Origin of the sequence: Saccharomonospora glauca K62 (assembly GCF_000243395.2) — a bacterium.
GTDB lineage: Bacteria > Actinomycetota > Actinomycetes > Mycobacteriales > Pseudonocardiaceae > Saccharomonospora > Saccharomonospora glauca.
Map to the genome: position 1 here is coordinate 3,597,472 of NZ_CM001484.1, position 17,498 is coordinate 3,614,969.

At 68.3% G+C, this 17,498-nt stretch carries 15 protein-coding genes; 3 read left to right on the top strand and 12 right to left on the bottom strand.

The genetic code is table 11. The features are described from left to right. Positions 1 to 3: 3 nt before the first annotated feature. The 5 genes from SACGLDRAFT_RS16765 to SACGLDRAFT_RS16780 all read right to left on the bottom strand — a co-directional run bounded on the left by SACGLDRAFT_RS16765 (position 4) and on the right by SACGLDRAFT_RS16780 (position 3,547). Positions 4 to 762, bottom strand: coding sequence for an ESX secretion-associated protein EspG (locus SACGLDRAFT_RS16765; protein WP_005466071.1), 759 nt, complete (start codon positions 760 to 762; stop codon positions 4 to 6). Then, entirely contained in the window at positions 759 to 1,895 is a 1,137-nt protein-coding gene (locus SACGLDRAFT_RS16770; RefSeq protein WP_232283986.1) for a hypothetical protein, read from the bottom strand. Before SACGLDRAFT_RS16770 ends, SACGLDRAFT_RS16765 begins: the two co-directional genes overlap by 4 nt. 86 nt (positions 1,896 to 1,981) lie before the next feature. After that, positions 1,982 to 2,620, bottom strand: a complete 639-nt coding sequence (locus SACGLDRAFT_RS22045) for a DUF3558 domain-containing protein (protein WP_232284176.1) — start codon at positions 2,618 to 2,620, stop codon at positions 1,982 to 1,984. A gap of 9 nt (positions 2,621 to 2,629) precedes the next feature. Further along, positions 2,630 to 3,085 carry a hypothetical protein gene (locus SACGLDRAFT_RS16775; protein WP_005466073.1) on the bottom strand — a complete coding sequence of 152 codons (456 nt, stop codon included), beginning with the start codon at positions 3,083 to 3,085 and terminating at the stop codon, positions 2,630 to 2,632. 60 nt (positions 3,086 to 3,145) lie between these two features. Further along, positions 3,146 to 3,547: an HAD-IA family hydrolase gene (locus SACGLDRAFT_RS16780; RefSeq protein ID WP_005466074.1), complete on the bottom strand. Its 402-nt coding sequence runs from the start codon at positions 3,545 to 3,547 to the stop codon at positions 3,146 to 3,148. 165 nt (positions 3,548 to 3,712) lie between these two features. Between SACGLDRAFT_RS16780 and SACGLDRAFT_RS16785 the strand changes: the two genes are divergently transcribed. Next, positions 3,713 to 4,192 carry an Rv3235 family protein gene (locus tag SACGLDRAFT_RS16785; RefSeq protein ID WP_005466076.1) on the top strand — a complete coding sequence of 160 codons (480 nt, stop codon included), beginning with the start codon at positions 3,713 to 3,715 and terminating at the stop codon, positions 4,190 to 4,192. On the opposite strand, the gene secA is transcribed toward SACGLDRAFT_RS16785, so the two are convergent. The 6 genes from secA to mtrA form a co-directional block, all read right to left on the bottom strand. Then, positions 4,189 to 7,080, bottom strand: a complete 2,892-nt coding sequence (secA, locus tag SACGLDRAFT_RS16790) for a preprotein translocase subunit SecA (protein WP_040920089.1) — start codon at positions 7,078 to 7,080, stop codon at positions 4,189 to 4,191. The genes SACGLDRAFT_RS16785 and secA overlap by 4 nt on opposite strands. A gap of 186 nt (positions 7,081 to 7,266) precedes the next feature. Next, the gene (gene hpf, locus SACGLDRAFT_RS16795; protein WP_005466078.1) at positions 7,267 to 7,941 is read right to left on the bottom strand and encodes a ribosome hibernation-promoting factor, HPF/YfiA family; all 675 of its coding nucleotides are present in this window, start codon (positions 7,939 to 7,941) and stop codon (positions 7,267 to 7,269) included. A gap of 419 nt (positions 7,942 to 8,360) precedes the next feature. Continuing rightward, positions 8,361 to 9,128, bottom strand: a complete 768-nt coding sequence (locus SACGLDRAFT_RS16800; protein WP_005466079.1) for a ComF family protein — start codon at positions 9,126 to 9,128, stop codon at positions 8,361 to 8,363. Positions 9,129 to 9,203: 75 nt separating this feature from the next. After that, on the bottom strand, positions 9,204 to 10,952 hold the full coding sequence (locus SACGLDRAFT_RS16805; protein ID WP_005466080.1) for an LpqB family beta-propeller domain-containing protein: 1,749 nt from the start codon (positions 10,950 to 10,952) through the stop codon (positions 9,204 to 9,206). Further along, positions 10,949 to 12,700, bottom strand: a complete 1,752-nt coding sequence (gene mtrB, locus SACGLDRAFT_RS16810) for an MtrAB system histidine kinase MtrB (RefSeq protein ID WP_005466081.1) — start codon at positions 12,698 to 12,700, stop codon at positions 10,949 to 10,951. The genes SACGLDRAFT_RS16805 and mtrB overlap by 4 nt, the downstream gene beginning before the upstream one ends. 21 nt (positions 12,701 to 12,721) lie before the next feature. Continuing rightward, a complete protein-coding gene (gene mtrA / locus SACGLDRAFT_RS16815; protein WP_005466082.1) occupies positions 12,722 to 13,399 on the bottom strand; it encodes an MtrAB system response regulator MtrA in 678 nt (225 codons plus the stop codon). 153 nt (positions 13,400 to 13,552) lie between these two features. Between mtrA and SACGLDRAFT_RS16820 the strand changes: the two genes are divergently transcribed. After that, positions 13,553 to 14,338 carry an IclR family transcriptional regulator gene (locus tag SACGLDRAFT_RS16820; RefSeq protein ID WP_005466083.1) on the top strand — a complete coding sequence of 262 codons (786 nt, stop codon included), beginning with the start codon at positions 13,553 to 13,555 and terminating at the stop codon, positions 14,336 to 14,338. Here the strand turns inward: SACGLDRAFT_RS16820 and SACGLDRAFT_RS16825 are convergent. Next, the gene (locus SACGLDRAFT_RS16825; protein WP_005466085.1) at positions 14,323 to 14,994 is read right to left on the bottom strand and encodes a dTMP kinase; all 672 of its coding nucleotides are present in this window, start codon (positions 14,992 to 14,994) and stop codon (positions 14,323 to 14,325) included. The genes SACGLDRAFT_RS16820 and SACGLDRAFT_RS16825 overlap by 16 nt on opposite strands. Before the next feature lie 166 nt (positions 14,995 to 15,160). Between SACGLDRAFT_RS16825 and SACGLDRAFT_RS16830 the strand changes: the two genes are divergently transcribed. Then, positions 15,161 to 17,494 carry a hypothetical protein gene (locus tag SACGLDRAFT_RS16830; RefSeq protein WP_040920095.1) on the top strand — a complete coding sequence of 778 codons (2,334 nt, stop codon included), beginning with the start codon at positions 15,161 to 15,163 and terminating at the stop codon, positions 17,492 to 17,494. Positions 17,495 to 17,498: the final 4 nt, after the last annotated feature.

Consider the following 17,498-nt stretch of genomic DNA (forward strand, 5'->3'; position numbering starts at 1 on the left):
CCGTCACTGGCGTGGCATGACCACGAGGTTGCCCCGCAACGACTCCAGGGCCGCCATCACCGTGGCGGGGGCGGCGGGCTGCACGCAGAACTCCTCCTCGTCGCCCACCCGCACGCGGTAGTTGAGGTAACGGCCCCAATCGGTGTCGACGACGCGCAGTGGGCTCCGCAGCACGCGATAGGTGCCCGAGGGGTCGCGGTCCGCCAGGTACAGCTCACCACCGCCGAGGACCGGCCGTTCCATGACCTTGGTGATCTCCGCGATCACCCGCGCGATCGACCGGTCGCGGTGCGTCCGTTCGAGGCCCTCCCGCATGTCGGTCATGCGCACCACCCAGCGCGTGCCTCCACCGGGACCGATCTCGGGCAGCACCCCGACGAACGCCGAGGGCAACTCGTTGTGGTCGACGGTGGTGAGCGTGACCCGGTCACCGCGCCGGACGGCCAGGACGCCCAGCATGCCCCGTGACGCGGCCAGCGCGCTCCAGGTGACCTCGTCGTGGTGCAGCCACCCGAAGTACTCCAGGGAGGCGTTGGTGAGCACGGGCAGCAGGTCGAGGAAGTCCGGGTCGAGGCGACCACGCCGGTTGACGAGGCCCGCCTCGGCGAGCTCACCATCCAGCACCGACCGCTGCGAATCGCGTTCCTCCCGCGGGTACCACATCGGCTCGGGCTGCAGGGCCGGATGAAGCGTGCCGAGGCCCTCACGTTCGGCGGCGGCCGCGAGGGCCCCGACGGACAGTTCCAGCGCGGTTCCGTTCACTGACCGATCACCGGCGGAGCCGTCTTGCCGAGGTCACCGATGAACGCGTCATCGGGGTCGTTCTCCTGCAGGTAGGAGGCGCGCTGGTGTTCCTTGTCCTCGTCGCCCCGGCCGCGGCCACCTCCGGCACCCATCGGAGCCATGCCCGCACCACCGCGCGCACCCGCACCACCGGCTGCTCCGGCGGCCGCACCACCCGTGGGAGCCGCGCCCGGAACGGCGCCGGTACCCGTCGCGCGAGGAGCGCCCAGCGATCCGCCCTTGGCCGCCGAGGGAGCCTCACCGAGCCGTCCGGCGGCGCCTCCCGACGTCGGCGACGCGCCCCCACCGCCGGGGCGGGAGGCGTAGAGCCGGGCTCCGGCCCGCTCCCCGACACCACGACCGGTGCCGGTGGTCGAGCGCTGAGGCGTTCGCGGGGTCGTCGAGCGACCCGAGCCACGCCGCGTGTCGCCGGTGTGCGTCCCGAAGGCTCCGCCGGCCACGGGAGTCGGCGCCGGCGTCGTCGGTCCGACCGGCGTGCTGGGAGTGACACTCGCGCCACCGGCCCCCGACCGTCCCGAGTACGGCACGCTGCCCGTGACGGGGGCGGTTCCGGTCGCGACTCCGGGGCCGGACGTGCCCGGCGTGCCGCCCCTCGCCTCGGGCACGGAGGAGGATCCGACGCTGATCACCCCGCTCGCCGAGGAGCCCGTGTCGACGGTGACGATGCCACCGGCCGAGGACAGGGTCGTGTAGCTGCGGGGGAAGTTCTGGTTCGAGTTCGTCTGCGCCTCGTAGGAGCTCATGACTTCGACGTTGTGCTGGGCCGCGGCGAGGTGCTTCGCGGTCTGGAGCATGTAGTTGTCGGAAGCGCCGCCCAAGGTCTTGATGTCCTCCCAGAAGCTGGGCTTCTCCGGCAGGGGTGGGACGGGCTCCACGGAGTTCGCGGCCTTGTGCCAGGCCTGAGCCTGGTTGGTCACCGATTGGAAGGTCTGTTCCATATTGGTGGCCGAGTCGCTGAGCGCGGTGGCGAGCGGCCCGGCACCCGCGGTGGCGGCCGACCCCGCGTCCCCGGTCCACGCGGCCTCCATGCGCTCCTGGATCTTCTTGATCGCCTGCGCGCGTTCGGTATAGCTCCGTCGAAGCTTGACCAAAGCATCGGCGAACGCTTCCAGACCTCCGGTACCAGCTCCCCCCTTGAAATTTTCATATATCGCAGTTCCGGACATCCCACTCATAGCTACAACCCCCCACGCAAAACTTGAAGGATGCTCTCGGTCACAGTTTCTACATCACTGCACGCTCGCTCGGGGGTATCGAAGTGCAGATCAGAGGATACCCCAATAAAAGAATCTTTCGAAATCCTGAAAAGAAGAGAGCAATTTCCTTGATCTCGCTTATCCGAAATACCCCAGTAGACCACCGGATATCCCAAAATTTGGGATTCTTCCCAAAGTTCGAACTGTCCTTGCGAATGCCACCGACGACCAACGTCCATTATGTCTTTACCTTGGGTGAAGTCTCGCCCCAAGAGCGTTACGGTCAACACCCGAGACTGGCTTTTATCTGCCGCACCCCACCCACACGCAGGGCCGGTAAGCCCCGCTATCTGACCGCCGAGATCGCCGTCACCAGGCTTGAACTCGTTCCCCTCCAACTCATACCCCATCGGATCAAGAACTTCCGAAGGGACGATTTCACACGGACGCTCCAGGTAAGAATCCAAACTCAACTCTACGGGAACCTCATTACTGAATCCCGTTGTCGCCGGCACAGACCCTTCCACTTCCGGTGTACCGGAAACAGAATTTGAACATCCCGCCACAACCCCGGACAGCACAAAAAGGTAAAACAGCCGAGCGTCGACAAATTTTTTCATGATCGCCAATCAGGTTTCGGCCCGAAAAGCTTCGGACTCAGTTTCATCCCTTTGCCCGATCGAATTCTTTGCCCTCTCAAGCTTATCGATGAATTCATAAACATAGTTCCCCATGGAGAAATTGAACTCATCTAACCCCCTCACCGAATCGAACAGTGATTTGACAAACTGATTCGTTGGGGGATCCTCCGACGGATTCATGTGCATGAGCGCGAGATTATCGAAAAGCATTCGGTCTTTCTCGAGTTCCTCCGCCAGTGCCTTCCACTCCGCGAGGACGGCGTCGATCTCGTCCGGATCGAAGGACCACGAACCTCCCCCAGCTGCCGCCACGGCCCGAGCGGCCGTGGAGACACCGAACGCCACCATGCCGGCGGGCCCTCCCAGCACCGCACCGACCGCCTCGGTCGCGCTCACACCGTTGACCGCCTCTTCCGCGAGGGCTTTGTACCAATCTTCTGCCATCGTCACTCCCGCGCAACGTCACCAAGACCCCACGAGAGTAACGAACACCCTCACACATGGTCAGGCACTTCCCGAATCCAGAACGGGAAACAACGCAGCCAGCTCCATCAGCGTGTCCTCGACGCTCACATGCCGGATACCGACCATGCCCGCCGCCACCGCACCCGCCACGTTCCTTGACGAATCGTCGACGAACACACAATCCCCCACCTCGACACCGAGTCTGTCGGCCGTCAGGCGATACACGGCGGCATCCGGTTTCGCCACCCCCACCTCGCCCGAGAACACCAGGGTGTCGAACCATGCGGTGAGGCCGCGCCGGGCCTCGGGACCACCTGCCGCGTTCGACAACAATGCCGTCCGGACCCCACTCACCCGCGCCGTCCGCACCGCGGCCAGCAATCGCTCCCCACCGACGTCGGTGAGCACACCCGCGTAGTCCAACACCAACCCTCGTAGCATCCCGCCACCCTACGCCCGCGCTTTAACACACCTTTGCCGAATTGGCGCGCCGAGACAGGGATCGATCACCTCATTAGGTCCTGTTTGGGACCAAACGCGCGCTTCCGCCCTCTGTCTTAATGGGCGGTCAGGGGGGCCGTCCTTTACACAACAGAAAGGACTGTGATGCACGCGTTTCAGTCGGCAAGCGGGTTACTGCCACTCAACCCGTACGAACCGACCGAATTCGAGGCGCATTCTCAGGGGGAGGTCGCCGAGGGACAACTGTCACTCGACGACCTGTTGGCCGAGCTCCACGCAGAAAACGTCACACGTCACGAATACACGCTGCCCGCACCCGGCAGGCGAATGCTGCATCGAGTGCTCACCGCGCTCCTCGAGGTGCAGGCGGGAAGGAGAGCCGCCAGTCAGCTCGACGACTGGCTGTCACCCGTACTGCAACGACGTTTCCGAGCCACGCCACGGCGGGCCGACACACGTTACGTTCTGAGGAACATCCACGTGTGCCGCCCCGCCGATGACGCAGTGGAGGTGTGCGGCACCGCTCACCTGCCCCATCGTGCCTACGCGCTCGTGGCACGATTCGAGCACGACGGAAACCGGTGGCGCTGCACCCTGTTCACCGTGCTCGGGCGACGGCCTTAACGACCGGCCCTGCGCTTGTTTTTCTTCGCCTGTTCGCGGGCGGCGGCTCGCCGTTCCCGACGCGTGCCACCGGCGGCGGGACCACCCTTGGCCCTGTTGGTGGACCCATCACCGCGGGACTGCACCCCGCCGCCCTCGGACGGGCCCGAGAACGTCAAGCCCTGCGGCGTCTGACCACCGAGCCCCTTGCCCTGCAACGCGGCGGGCACCTGCTTGCCACCGATGACCGGCTGAGGCGGAACGGGACGCGCATGCCGCGGACTGCTCGACGACTTCGCGGCCGCCGCGGGCTTACCGTTGCCGGTGGCCTTGGCTGCTGCCGCCTTGCCGTTGCCCGCGGGCTTGGCGGGAGCGGCGGAGGGCTGCTGCTCGGCCTGCTGAGGCTGCTGCTGTTCGGGCTGCTGCACCTGGACGTTGAACACCAGGCCGACAGCTTCTTCCTTCAGCGAGTCGAGCATCGCGTTGAACATGTCGAAGCCCTCGCGCTGGTACTCCACGAGCGGGTTGCGCTGCGCCATCGCCCGCAGCCCGATGCCCTCCTTGAGGTAGTCCATCTCGTAGAGGTGCTCGCGCCACTTGCGGTCGAGCACGGACAGCACGACCCGGCGTTCCAGCTCGCGCATCGCGCCCTCGCCGACCATGGCGTCGATGTCGGCCTCGCGCTTGGCGTACGCCTTCAGGGCGTCCTCGACGAGGATCTCGCGCAGCCGTTCGGCGTCGACGTCCTCGTTCTCCTCGATGATCTCCTCCCAGGTCACGCTGACCGGGTAGAGAGTCTTCAACGCCGTCCACAGCTTGGCGTGATCCCAGTCCTCCGCGTAGCCCTCGGCGGTGGCGCCGTTGACGTAGGCGGTGATGACGTCGGTGATCATGTGCTGGATCTGCTCACGCAGGTTCTCCCCCTCCAGCACCCGGCGGCGCTCGGCGTAGATGACCTTGCGCTGCTGGTTCATCACCTCGTCGTACTTGAGGACGTTCTTGCGGATCTCCATGTTCTGCTGCTCGACCTGCGTCTGAGCACTCTTGATCGCCCTGGAGACGATCTTGTGTTCGATCGGCACGTCGTCGGGCAGCCGCATGGTGGTCATGACCCGCTCCACCATCGCGGCGTTGAAGCGCCGCATCAGCTCGTCACCCAGCGACAGGTAGAAGCGCGACTCGCCGGGGTCGCCCTGACGCCCGGCACGGCCTCGCAGCTGGTTGTCGATACGCCGGGACTCGTGGCGTTCCGTACCGAGGACGTAGAGACCGCCGGCCTTCAGGACCTCCTCGGCCTCCGCCTTGCACTCGGCGGTGACCTCCTCCAGCACCTTCGGCCACGCGGCCTCGTACTCCTCGGAGTTCTCCACCGGGTCGAGGCCGCGTTCCCGCAGCACCTCGTCGGCGATGATGTCCGGGTTGCCGCCCAGCACGATGTCGGTGCCTCGACCGGCCATGTTCGTCGCGACCGTGACGGCGCCCTTGCGCCCCGCCTTCGCGACGATCAGCGCCTCCCGGTGGTGCTGCTTGGCGTTGAGCACCTCGTGGGGAACGCCGCGCTTGAGCAGCAGTTTCGACAGATACTCCGACTTCTCGACGCTCGTGGTGCCGACGAGGACGGGCTGTCCTTTCTCGTGCCGCTCGGCGATGTCGTCGGCGACCGCCTCGAACTTCGCCTCCTCGGTCTTGTAGATCAGGTCGGGTTGGTCGACCCGGATCATCGGCCGGTTCGTCGGGATGGGCACCACGCCGAGCTTGTAGGTCTGGTGGAACTCCGCGGCCTCGGTCTCGGCGGTACCGGTCATGCCCGCGAGCTTGTCGTAGAGCCGGAAGTAGTTCTGCAGCGTGATCGTGGCCAGCGTCTGGTTCTCGGCCTTGATCTCGACGCCTTCTTTGGCCTCGATCGCCTGGTGCATACCCTCGTTGAACCGGCGACCCGCGAGGATGCGGCCCGTGAACTCGTCGACGATGAGCACCTCGCCGTTGCGGACGATGTACTCCTTGTCCTTGCGGTAGAGCTCCTTGGCCTTGAGGGCGTTGTTGAGGAATCCGACCAGCGGCGTGTTCGCGGCCTCGTAGAGGTTGTCGATGCCGAGCTGGTCCTCGACGAACTCGACACCCGCCTCGGTGACACCGATGGCGCGCTTGCGTTCGTCCACCTCGTAGTGGACGTCCCGCTTCATCAGCGGCGCCATGCGCGCGAACTCGACGTACCAGCGGGAGGACTGGTCGGCGGGACCGGAGATGATCAGCGGGGTCCGGGCCTCGTCAATGAGAATGGAGTCGACCTCGTCGACGATGGCGTAGTTGTGCCCGCGCTGCACGCAGTCGTCGAGGCTCCACGCCATGTTGTCGCGCAGGTAGTCGAAGCCGAACTCGTTGTTCGTCCCGTAGGTGACGTCGGCGGCGTACGCGGCCTTGCGCTCGGCGGGCGACATGTCGGAGCGGATGACACCGATCTCCAGGCCGAGGAACCGGTGGACACGTCCCATCCACTCGGAGTCACGCTGTGCGAGGTAGTCGTTGGTGGTGACGACGTGCACGCCCTTGCCGGGCAGCGCGTTCAGATACACCGGCAGGAGGCTGGTGAGCGTCTTGCCCTCACCGGTCTTCATCTCGGCGACCTGCCCCAGATGCAGCGCCGCGCCACCCATGAGCTGGACGTCGTAGTGCCGCTGCCCCAGAACCCGCCTCGCGGCCTCCCGCACGACGGCGAAGGCCTCGGGCAGGAGGTCGTCGAGCGATTCCCCGTCGGCGTGTCGCTTACGGAACTCGTCGGTCTTCGCCTGCAGCTCGGCGTCCGAAAGGACCTTGACGTCGTCTTCGAGGGTGTTGATGTGATCGGCGATGCGGCGGAGCCGCTTCACCATCTTGCCCTCGCCCGCGCGGAGCAGGCGGTTCAGAAGCATCGGGTCGACCTCGCTAGCGGTGTCTGTGTGGACGTCGTAGCACCCCAGCAGGGCGCCGGGCAGCACCCCCATCGTAGGGAAGGTGCAGGCCCACGTGCACGCGGCGGCCCGCGCGTCCACGTCGCGCGGGCCGCCGAAAACGGACTCGGCACGTGGTCGGTCCGCCTGGACGGGCCGACCACGGAGTCAGCCTAGTCGTATCAACCCGTAATCAAACCCCTTCCGGCGGTACACGACGCTCGGTTTTCCGGTCTCCGAGTCATTGAAGAGGTAGAAGTCGTGCCCGACGAGCTCCATCTGGTAAAGGGCATCGTCGACTGTCATCGGTTCGGCCGAGTGTTGCTTCTCCCGAACGATCCGGCCGGGCTGACTGGGAGCCACCCCGTCGTCCCATCGCGGACCCGGTACTTCCAGTTCGTCGGTCGCCGTGTCCTCGTCGACCGCGGTCTCGGCAGGCGCCTCGAGCACAGCGGTCGCCGAGCGGCCGCGGCTCGTTCCGGTGTCCACCGGCCCCGCCGCCGTGGCCTCGGCGAGGGACCGGGGCGCACGCCGTCCGTAATGGTCGCAACGCCGGTCGTGCAGGCGGCGAAGTCGGCTCTCGAGCTTGTTAATCGCAGAGTCGAGCGCCGCGTAGAAGTCGCCCGCCCGCGCCTCGGCGCGGACGATCGGGCCCTTGCCCTTACCGGTGATCTCGACACGCTGACAGTTCTTGGCCTGCCTGCGGTTGGGTTCGTGGAAGAGTTCGACGTCGTAACGGATGACCTTCCTGTCGTAGCGTTCCAGTCGTGCCATCTTGTTCGCGACGTGCTCCCGATAGTGCTCGGGAACCTCCACGTTAAGACCCTTGACGACGATGTCCATTCACGACCTCCTCGCTCACCTACATGCGAGTGTTTGAAATGGGCGACCACGGGCACCGAAGCGACGGCGAGAGACCGGATGCGACGGAAATTTCGGGCATCCGAGCCGAAATCAGAGCTCCGGCACCGGGGACATCGACTCTTCACCTCCCCTACGGCCGGGACGTTCGTTAGCGCTGCACGTTAGCCCGCGAAGCACCGCTACAACACCCCCCGCGCCGGGGGACACCGAGGACAGTCGGGCGGTGACAGTACGCGGCGGAACGTTGGTTGTGACATCTGTGCCACCCCTCGTTCGGAGCAGCGCACCGGCTTTGAACTCATACCGGTGACGCAGTGGGCATACCCCGGCCTGGCTCTGCGTGACCGTGGGCTGCGTCATATCCGGTCAACGTCGGCCCCCCTCGTTCAGTTCCCCAACTACCCATGTGGGTGACAAGGGGCGGGGTTTCCCGGCGCTGGGAACGGCGCAGCGGTCCGGGACGCCACCGTCAACGTCAGCGCCGCGGTCACCACGACCCCGTGTGCGGCCAGGACCCGGCCGCAGGCGTCGATCGTGGCTCCCGTGGTGACCACGTCGTCGAGCAGGACGACGGGTGTTCCCGGCGCGGGGGCTCCGTCGGGGTCCAGGCTGATGCGACCGGCCAGGTTGGCCCTGCGGGCAGCGGGGTCGAGGCCCACGGCGTCACGAGCGCGCGCCGACAACCGCAACGCCGGAGCCACGGCCGCGGCGCCGCCGCGTCCCGCGACATGAGCGGCACACGACCGGGCCAGCGCCAGGACGTGCGAGCCACCACGGGCCCTCGCGGCCGACGGCCGGGACGGGACCGGCACGAACCACCAGGTTCCGTCCGCGTCGGGACTCGCTCGGGACAGTCTCGGCAGGGCGCGGGCGAGGGCCTGCCCGAGTGGAGCCGCGAGATCGCGTCGCCCCCTTTCCTTCTGCGCGAGCACGAGCTCCCGCGCGACTCCCTCGTGGCGGGCCAGCGCGGCCACGCCGGGCGCCACGGCAAGAGGTCCGGCGGCCAACTCGGCCAGGCAGCTCTCGCACGCGGCGGCTCCCAACCGCCCGCAACCCGCGCACACGGACGGCAACAGCAACTCGGCCACGGCGGCCACGGCGGCCCCGGCGGCCCGCGCCAGCGTGCCGGCGGACCGGAGGAGTGAACTCGGCGTTCGCGATGTCATACGCGCACCGTGGCGCACACCCCCGACGATCCCCGGTCCCGAAGGAACCGAATCCTCCGTTGGCGCGCGAACGGATCAGCCGGGGTAGAACGGCTGGGCGTCGGCGGTGGAGTGACCGTGCGGCACCCACACGGCTCCGATCTCGGCCGCCGTCCAGAGCCCGCTGTTGTCGGCCACCACGATGGGACGCCCCGGAGCCGCGGTGACGGCTCGCATCGGCGGCGTCAGGTTGGAGGTGTTGTACTGGTCGAACTGGAAGCCGTCCACCGAGACCCGCGCGACGGGCACCCATTCCGACGATGTGACCGCCACGAGCGTGTCGTGATCGATCCAATCGACGTCGACGACCGAGTACAGCCGGTCCTCCTGCAGCACCCGCGGCGCGCGCAGCGTCGCGCCGGAGGCCGTGCGCACCACCGAGGCGACCACCAGTTTGCCGCCGGCGACGAGGGCCGCCCTGGTGCCGTCGCGGGACAGCCGCAGCGCGGTGATCTCCCCGGCGTCGGCGAGTTCGGACGCGTTGACCGGCACCGTCACCCACTGTCCGTCCGCGTCCTGCTGCACCCGTGTCACCTGTCTGCCGTCGACGACCGTCCACACCTCGGTGGACTTGTCGTCCTTGCTGACCGGCGGTTTCCACGTGGGCCGGGTCATTTGCGCCGCGGACAGCTCCACCACCTGGCCCGGAGTGCCATAGTCGCCGACCCGGAGACGCATCTGGCCGTCGACCGCCTCGACGACCGCCAACTGATGACCGTTGATCGCCTGCGCGGCGCTCACGACGTTGAGCGACCCCGACCCCGCGAGCCCGTCGATGGGGGCGCCGGACCCGAGCGAGCGCACCCGCCCGCCCACGGTCATCAGCCCCGGCAGTTCGGCGCTGGGAGACGACAGCGTGTCGTACGCGGGAAGGTCACTGGGTTGCCACTCGACCCGCCCCGGCACCAAGGGGGTGCCGTCGGACAGCAATTTCACGCGGTTCGTCGTCACGTGTTGCAACGAACGGACGATCTGCGCCGCCATCAGCTCGCGTTCCTGGACGGTCTCGTCACTGAGCCCGGTCAACGGCACGATGAGTGAGCCGTCGTCACCGTTGGTGACGTTGCTGTCGAGCGACGCGTCGCCGAGTGGATTGCGCACGGCACCGGCCAGACCCTCGGACGGCCCCGAGAGCAACAGGTCGACGACACGGGCCGGTAGGCCCGACTGCGGGCGCGCGACCGCATACCGCAGGTCGGAGACGAGCGCCGTCGAGTCGGGGGCGAAGAAGTACACCGGGACCTGGAAGTAGGCCCTGTTGAAGTCGTTCTCCGTGATCACGATGCTGTCGGGCGGGTCGACGATGCGCCACTCCCCGTCGGCCTGCTTTCGCACCCGCACCGGCTTCCGGTAGTCGCTCACCCCCGGGATGAACGAGTGGTCGGGAGCCAGCCTTCCGATCTGCACCGCCCGCAACGCCACCACACGTTCGTTGGGGTCGTCGGGTTGCTCGCTCTCCGGCGCGTAGACGGTGTTGAACTCGTCCTTGATCACTCGAAGGCTCGAGTCCGGCTTCCACGCCTCACGCGTCTTGTCGCTGAGGTAGGCGCGGGAGGCGGCGTGGTCGTTGGCCGGTTGCACGCTGTAACGCACGAACTTCCTGACGACCGTGAGCGGGTCGAGACCGAGCTCGGGCTCGGGGATCTCCTGCGTCGGCTGACCCACGTGGCTCTGTGGAATGGCCTTGGGCTGCGACTCCATGGGAATCGCGGCACACCCCGTCACGGTGAGAACACAAAGGACCAAGGCGAGCGCCGCGCCCGACACGCGTCGATGCCTTCTCACCGCACCTCCTCCCGTCCGGCGACAGTGTCCTCGGCGGCCTCGGCGGCCTCGGCGGCCTTGGCGTCCCCGGCGTCGTGAGCTCGCGCCGATTCCCCGCTCTCGTCGCCGTGACGCCCCGGCTCTCCGGACGGCGGGTCGGGCGGCAGCGGGATGGGGCTGTGTTCCAGGGTGCTGCCCACGACGCGCGGCAGGGTGAGGCGGAAGCACGCCCCTTGCCCCGGCTCACCCCACGCTTCGAGCCAGCCCCCGTGCAGCCGGGCGTCCTCGTGGCTGATCGCGAGCCCGAGGCCGGTGCCCCCGGTGCGCCGGTTCCGCGAGGGATCGGCACGCCAGAAGCGGTTGAACACCAGTTCCGCCTCGCCGGGGCGCAGGCCGACACCGTAGTCGCGCACGCTGATCGCGACAGCGTGCTCGTCGGCCGCCACCCGCAGCCGCACGGGACGCCCCTCGCCGTGGTCGACGGCATTGGCGAGCAGGTTCCGCAGGATGCGTTCCACCCGCCTGGTGTCCAGTTCCGCGGTGATCTCCTCGTCGGGCAGCTCCAGGACGATCTCGCTTCCCGCGCTGCCCGCGATGACCTTGAGCTGCTGGACGACCCTGTGCACGATGGGGCGGACGACGGTGGTCTCCGCGGCCAGCTCCTCCACGCCCGCGTCGAGACGGCTGATCTCCAGCAGGTCGCGAAGCAGGCTTTCGAACCGGTCGAGTTCGTCGACGAGCAGTTCCGACGACCGCGCGAGCCCGGACGGGAACTGGTCGCGCGAGGCATACAGCACGTCCGCGGCCATCCGCACGGTGGTGAGCGGGGTGCGCAGCTCGTGCGAGACGTCCGAGGTGAACCGCCGCTGCAGCTGCCCGAACTCCTCCAGCCTGCGGATCTGCTCCTGGATGCTCGCGGCCATCTCGTTGTACGACATCGCGAGCTTGGCGAGGTCGTCCTCCCCCGACACGTCGAGGCGGCGGTTGAGATCGCCTTCCGCGAACCCCTCCGCAGCGGCCGCCGCTCTCCGCACCGGCAGCACCACCTGTCGCGTCACCATGTTCGTGATCACCGCCAGGAGCACGAGCAGGAACGCGCTGCCCACCAGGAGCGTGTTCTGCACGGTGGCCACCGTGCGCTGCTCCGTGATCATGGGGAACAGCAGGTAGAGCTGGATCGGCCGGGTCGCCGTGGTCACCGGTGCGCCCGCGATGAGGTAGGTCGAGCCCGTCGCGCGATCGGTGTGGTACTGGAGCGCGACCCGGTTGTTCTCGGCGTAGTTGCGCAGCCCGGCGGGGACGACCTCGACGGGGCCGGCGTAGACCAGATCGCTGTCGGCCTCACCCGGATCGCCCGCCACGAGCACGGGCTCGAACGCGCCGGCCGCCGAGGAGTTGTCGATGTCCTGAGTGGCCGCGGAGCTGCTGGTCAACGCCTTGAGCGCGTTGGAGAGGCGATTGCGCAGAGCGTCGCCCTGCCCCGCGTCACCGACCAGTTCGTTCTCCGCGGTGCGCACGGCCACCTGCAACTGCGTGATGGCGGCTCGCTCCTTGGTCTGGACGAGCCGATCGACGATCTGGTTCTGCAGCACGACGCCGAGAACGAACACCACGGCCGACGACAGGGCGAGCGTGGAGGTCGTCACCCGGAATTGCAGGGAACGATTCCACAGCTCGCCGAAAGCGACCGTCTTGCGCCTGCCGAACGCGGCCACACGCCTGGCCACCGACAACGCCGACCGGCTCACCGAAGCCAGTCGTCCGCTCATACGTTCACCTTACGAACCCCATTACGGGGGACCGGCCTTGTAGCCCACACCGCGAACGGTGAGCACGACCTCCGGGTGTTCGGGGTCCTTCTCGACCTTCGACCGCAGGCGTTGCACATGCACGTTCACCAACCGGGTGTCCGCGGCGTGGCGGTACCCCCAGACCTGCTCAAGCAGGACCTCGCGGGTGAACACCTGACGCGGCTTGCGGGCCAGCGCCACGAGCAGGTCGAATTCCAGCGGGGTCAACGCGATCGACTTGCCGTCCCTCGTCACCTCGTGCCCCGGCACGTCGATGTGGAGGTCGCCGATCGTCAGCGTCTCGGCGGGCTCGGACTCGGTGCGCCGCAACCGCGCCCGCACCCGTGCCACCAGTTCCTTCGGCTTGAACGGCTTGACGACGTAGTCGTCGGCGCCCGACTCCAGCCCGAGCACGATGTCCACGGTGTCGCTCTTGGCCGTGAGCATCACGACCGGCACACCCGACTCGGCCCTGATCGCCTTGCAGACGTCGATGCCGTTCATGCCCGGCAACATGAGGTCGAGCAGGACGAGGTCGGGCTTGAGTTCACGCAGCGCAGGCAGAGCACGGGAACCATCGGACACCACGGCGGTATCGAACCCCTCGCCGCGCAGCACGATGGTGAGCATTTCAGCCAGAGCGGGGTCGTCGTCGACGACCAGCACACGCGCCTTCATGGCCACATATTCGCACTTACGCCTTGCGCAATGTGCACGACCCGGTGAAAAAGAGATAGAGAGCCCAACATTCGCACTACCGACGCGCTAGGAGTGCCCGTTCGCGACCCGTGTGTGACCCGGACTCTTGCCTCCACACGTTACCGTTGCGCTATGCGGAACTCCGAGTCTGAGAAGGGCGCCGCCGGGACCATTCAGTCAATCGACCGCGCGATCAGCGTGCTCGAACTGCTCGCCAGGGAAGGCGAGGCCGGCATCACGGAGATCGCCGCCGAACTGGGGGTCCACAAGTCCACGGCCTCCCGGCTCGTGAGTTCGCTGGAGTCGCGTGACCTCGTGGAACAGCTGGGCCAGCGGGGCAAGTACGCCATCGGCTTCGGCATCGTCCGGCTCGCCGGTGCCGCGATGAACAGGCTGGACCTCGCCAGGCTCGGCAACGAGGCCTGCCGGTCGCTGGCCGAGTTGCTCGGGGAGACCGTCAACATCGCCGTCGCCGACGGCGGGGTGGCGATCAACATCAGCCAGGCGTTCGGGTCCGCGGCCGTCGCCACCCGGAACTGGACCGGTCGGCGCACCCCGCTCCATGCCACCTCCAGCGGCAAGGTGCTGCTGGCATACCTGCCGGAGCACTCGCGGGAACGCGTGTTGCGGGAACGGTTGGAGCGCTACACCCCGTGCACCACCGTGGCGCCGGAGGACCTACGGGCGGAACTCGCCCGCGTGCGGCGCGACGGCTACGCCGCGTCGTTCGAGGAACTCGAACTCGGCATGCACGCCGTCGCGGTGCCCATCTTCGGCGCCGACGGCCGGGTGATCGCGGCGATGAGCGCCTCGGGGCCGTCGTACCGGCTCTCGCGCGAACGCGTGCCCCAGCTCGTCGGCCCGCTGACCGAGGCGGCCACGGAGCTGTCGGCTCAGCTCGGTCACTTCCCGAGGTAGATCTTCTTCGCCAGCACGGCCACGGCCTCGGTCGCCTCCGGTCCACCCGTCAAGTCCTCGGTGCCGTCGACGACATGCCACTCCGACAGCCAGTTCGCGGCGGCGAGTTCGTCGTACACGCGCGCGCAGCGGGCCTGGAGTGCGTCGTCGGACTCGAAGGCGTCCATCGCCCGAGTGGCGTCCTGCCGGGCCCGGTTCGCCGCTCGGTCGGCGGCGACCTCCGGGGGCACCCGCAACAGCAAGTGCAGGTCGGGGACGGGCAGCCCGAACCGTTCGACCTCCGTTTCCCGCACCCACCGCACCACGGGACCGTCGATTCCCTGACGCAGCCTGGCGGCCTGGTAGGCGGCGTTCGAGGCGACGTATCGATCGAGCAGCACCACGTCGTGTTCCGCGAGCGCCGCTCGCAGCTCGTCGGCGGCGTCCCTGCGGTCCAGCGCGTACAACAACGCCATGCCGTACACGGACTCGGCGAGATCGCCGTGTTCGCCGTGCAGCGCCTCCCTGACGAGGTCGGCATGCACGTCCCTGCCGTACCTCGGGAAGGCCGCCGTGGTGACCGTCGCGCCGTGCTCACGCAGAGCCGCGGTGAGCGCGTCCGTCAACGTCCGCTTGCCGGCTCCGTCGAGCCCCTCGATGGCCACCAATCGCCCCATGCGCCCATTCTGGCCCAGCCCAGGTTTCCCCCGACCGGGTACCGACTTGCCGACCGCGACGACCAGCGAAGACGTGACGGATTAGTTACCGTGGGTACACGATCGACTTTGGCCGTGAGCAGGCAGGCCAGGAGTCTCGACCCCAGTGAGCGAGGTGTTTGCGCGCGTGCCACTTCCCGGCCCCGACACCCACGTCGTCGAGTTACGCGTTCCGGGACTCATCGGCACCAGCGGGGACAACTTGCTGGACTCGACGGGCACGGTCGACGTCGCGGGCGACGGGATCGGCCGGATCATCCGGCCGTGTGACCGGCTGCGTCGGCCCGCGCCCGGACCGGTGCTGCGGACCCCCGGTCGCTCCGTGCCGAGGACCCTGGAGGGCTACCTGTGGAGCCGCATGACCTCGGGGGGCACGACGAAGGCGGCCTGGGCCCTGCTGTTTCCGTTCTCCCTGGTCAACGTCGCGCAGTGGATGTTGCCGCCGGCCTCGGGGTCCTGGGTCTCGAAACTGCTGTCGGTGCTCTGCCGGGCGTTGCTGCGGGTCGCCGGACTGCTGCTCACCATGCTGTTGGTGGGTCAGCTCGCGGTCGTGACCCTCGATCTCCTGGCGACGCAGTGCCTGAGCCCCACCGCGGCGTGTCTGGAGGACGCGCCGTCGTGGTTGCGCGACACGGCGAGCGTCCGCACCGCCCTGGGGCTCACACCGCTCCTGGCGTTGATCGGCGTCCTGTTCCTCGTGGCGTCCACGTCCTGGCAGGTGCGAGCACCCCGTCTCCGGAAGCCCCTCCCGGATCTTCCCGGCGGGACGATGCTGGACGATGAGCAGGAGACGACCACCTTGCGCTGCCTGCACACGGTGGCAGCGCTCGACGTCGTCGTACTCGTGTTGCTGGGCGGTCCCCTGACCACGCCCACCGGCACTGTGGCGACCGTCGTGTGGGTACTCGCGCTCGTGTCGCTCGGCTTCGGTGTCGGCGCGGCGGCGTTACGGGCGAATCGGCTGCTGGGGCGGGTACTGCGCGCCGGACTTCTCACGCTCGCGCTGGTGCTGGTCGGGATGGCCGCGGTGGTGGTGACGCCGCTGTCGGCGCGGGTGTCCACGGGCGCGAACGCCACCGTGGAACTGGTGGCGGCGGCACTGTTCGCCGTCTGCGTGGTCTTCGCGTTGCTGCTCGTCCCGACAGCGATCATGGCCCGACGTGCGTGGTCGGCGCTTCCCAGAAGACTCCGGCCGTGGGCGGGTGGCTGGGCGGCCGCGCCCACGCTGGCCCTGGCGGCGCTGCTGGGCGGAGGCTTCGGCGCGGGCCTGGCGATCGCGGCTCGCTACGCGCTGGAACCCTCGCTCACCCTGCCCGAGGGCTACACACTGATCACCTTGTTATGGGGCGCGGGGCTCGTGTTCGCCGCGCTCGTGGCCGTGCCCGTGTTCGCCGTCGCCGTGCCGCTCCGCAGGGCCCGACGCGGGGTGCCCGAGGTGCTACGTCTCATGGAGACCCGTGAGGAGGACGTCGACGCCGCCGCCGACGCCTGGGCCAGGGCCGCCTGGGAACGCAAGCACCTGCACCGCATCGTGCTCGCGGTGGTCATGGCGATGGTCGTGGGCGCGGCTGCGCTCGTGGTCGTGCGCGTGAGCCCGCTCGAAGTCCCGGACTGGCTGACACCACTGTCGGCGGTGGGGGTGGTGGCCCTCGGCGGGTTGGCCTTCGCGCTCCTGCGGGCGGTCTTCGTCACCGCGACCGGGGCGCTCCGGGTGCGCCACCTCGCCGCGTTCGTCGACCTGGTGTGCTTCTGGCCCCGCGTCGCACACCCGGTGGTGCCGCCCTCGTACGCGCTGAAAGTCGTGCCCGAACTGGCCGAACGCGCCAAGGAACACCTCCGTGTGCCCGACAACCGGGTCGTTCTCGCCGGGTATCACGTGGGCGGTCTGCTCGCCGTGATCACGGCGAGCAGACTGATCGAGGAACTGTCCGACGCCGAACTCGAACGGCTCGGACTGCTCACGGCGGGCACCCCGCTGCAGTGGGGCTACCAGCGCGTGTTCCCGAGCGTGTTCGGCCACGAGGCGCTCGTCCGGGTCTTCGGTGACCTCGGCGGCCGCTGGCGGGGACTCTGCCGGGGCACCGACACCTTCGGAGGGGGTGCCACCACGTGGCGGCACCAGGTCACGGACGGCAAGCTGATCGGGGTCGGTTATCTGCCCGAAGGCGGAGTGGGGCCGCTCGACGCCGCAGAGCCCGGCCCCCACGGGACGCTGGTGCTCGGCGGCGACCACTGGTTGCCCGACCCGGCGTCCAGTCCCGTCACCGGGCGCCGCTGGGCTCCGGGCGTGCGCAGGCACGCCGACTACGTCGTCGAACCCGAGTGGGACAGGGCCGTGGCGTACGCGGCGGGGCTGATCGGCCCGACACCCGAGTCACCGCAACCGTCGGGCCTCGTGCCGCGCGACGTCCTCGGAACTCCCCGTCCGGAGGGCGACCGGGTCGCGGAGAGACCGAACTGACCGT